General features: G+C 41.5%; 1 protein-coding gene. It reads left to right on the top strand.

The annotated features are described in order from the left end of the window. The first annotated feature begins 25 nt into the window (after positions 1-25). Positions 26-1522 carry a C69 family dipeptidase gene (locus CYP84_RS10585; RefSeq protein ID WP_103578705.1) on the top strand — a complete coding sequence of 499 codons (1497 nt, stop codon included), beginning with the start codon at positions 26-28 and terminating at the stop codon, positions 1520-1522. The last annotated feature ends 502 nt before the right edge of the window (positions 1523-2024 follow it).

Raw genomic sequence — 2024 nt, forward strand, 5'->3', positions numbered from 1 at the left:
ATTTTATTTTACTAAAGGAGTAAAAATGAAAGGGAAAATTCTCGCATCAATCGTCGCTATGAGTGCGATTTTAGGCACAAGTAGCTTGGCATGCACTACCATTTTAGTAGGAGATAAAGCCTCAAACGACGGCTCTATGCTAGTGGCTAGAAGCGCTGATAGCAAGGCTATAAAGGCTCAAGTTTTTTTGATACACCCAGCTACGAAAAACCAAACTGGCATGCACAGCTCAAAGGCACATGACGGCGCAAATGACTTTACATATCCGCTCCCAAAAGATGGCATGAGATACACAACTATCGCAAACTCACACACAAAACTTCACGGTGCAGTCGGCTACAACGAGGCTGGCGTTGGACTTAGTGGCACTGAGACCATCTACGCAAAAGATGAGCTTTTAAAAGTTGATCCATACAACGAAGAGACTGGCATCACAGAAGATGACATCCCAGACGTGCTTTTGCCACGCATCAAAAGTGCAAAAGAGGGCGTTAAGCTTCTTGGCGAGATAGTTGAGACAAAAGGCGCTGGAGAGGGCTTTGGTGTGGTATTTGTCGATGCAAACGAGCTTTGGTACTTTGAAACTGGCACAGGCCATAAATGGATCGCTTCAAAGATCCCGCAAGATGAGTACTTCGTCACTGCAAACCAAGGCAGACTTCACGCTTACAAAGAGAATGATCCAAATTTCATGGGTGCAAAAGATGTGATCAAATTTGCGATCGACAACAAGACTTATGACCCTGCAAAAGATGGCGAATTTAACTTTACAAAGGCCTATACAAGGGACGATGAGAGAGATGTGACTTACAACTACCCACGTGTTTGCTGGGTTCAAAGCATGTTTAACCCAAGTCTAAAACAAGACTTCGCCGATGGTCAGAAATTCCCAGTATTTTTAAAACCAGAGAAAAAACTAAGTGTTGAAGACCTAAAAGCTGCGATGAGAGCCCACTACAACGGCACTCCGTTTGATAACTATGCTAGCAAAGATGAAGATAAGAAAAACATCTACCGCGCTATAAGCGTCTTTAGAACATACGAGTCTCACGTCATGCAGGTGCGCCCATGGCTACCAAAAGAGATCGGTCGTGTGACCTACGTCGCTCTTGGCATGGCTGATCTTAGCGTTTATTTGCCGTATTACGAGGGGCTTGACGGCTTTATAAAAGGCTACTCTGATGGCTCATACGATGCTGATGATACTTCGATATACTGGGTTTATAGAAAGCTTCAAACCCTTGTGATGACTGATTATGAGAAGTATTCGCCAGTAGTAAAAGAGGCTTACGCTAAATTTGAAAAAGAGTTGGCGGTAAAACAGGCTAAATTTGAAGATGAGTACGTAAAGCTTTATAAAAAAGATAAGAAAAAAGCGGACAAACTCTTAAATGAATTTAGCCAAAAGACTATGCAAGAGGCTAAAGATCTAACACAGGAGCTTACAAACAAGGTCTTTACTATGCTTACAGCTGATATGGACGCTAAGCTAAAATCCCTAAATAAAGGTAAAAAAGACTAAAAACTTTGGGCGCGAAATTTAGTAGCGCCCAAAGTTTAAACAAAAATTTGGTAAAGAGCGTTTATAATGCGGCAAAAATTCACTACAAAGGAAAAACGCTGATGCCTTGTCCCATGTGTAAAGCTCATTAATCTCGGCAAAAAACATATCAGCGATTTTCAAAAAACACGCAAATTTTTAAATGATTTTACATTTTTTCACATTGAGATAAATCCCTTTTTGTTAGCAGGTCCGCTGCATTGTAACTGCATCTTTAATAGCAAAGCTAAGCAATGCCTGAAATTTGGCAAGGATCTTTTTAGTAGGGTTTTTTATAAATTTTATTTTAGTTTAAGAAGAAGTGGGTGTCATCCACCGCGTTTGAGGTGATTAAATTTATTGTTTGAGCTGTGATAGTGAAAATTTGGCTTTTGGTGGTAGAAGGGGTTTCTACTTACGGTCTGCTTGCAGTTGCGAGCTTGCGACGCAAAACGTCGCCCCTTCCGCCCCCAAACCCCCACCT

Source organism: Campylobacter concisus (assembly GCF_002912425.1).
GTDB lineage: Bacteria > Campylobacterota > Campylobacteria > Campylobacterales > Campylobacteraceae > Campylobacter_A > Campylobacter_A concisus_AH.

What these genes read in the sequence shown, in the direction of transcription:
- CYP84_RS10585 (WP_103578705.1), top strand. Translation starts at nt 26, where the DNA reads ATGAAAGGGAAAATTCTCGCATCAATCGTCGCTATGAGTGCGATTTTA.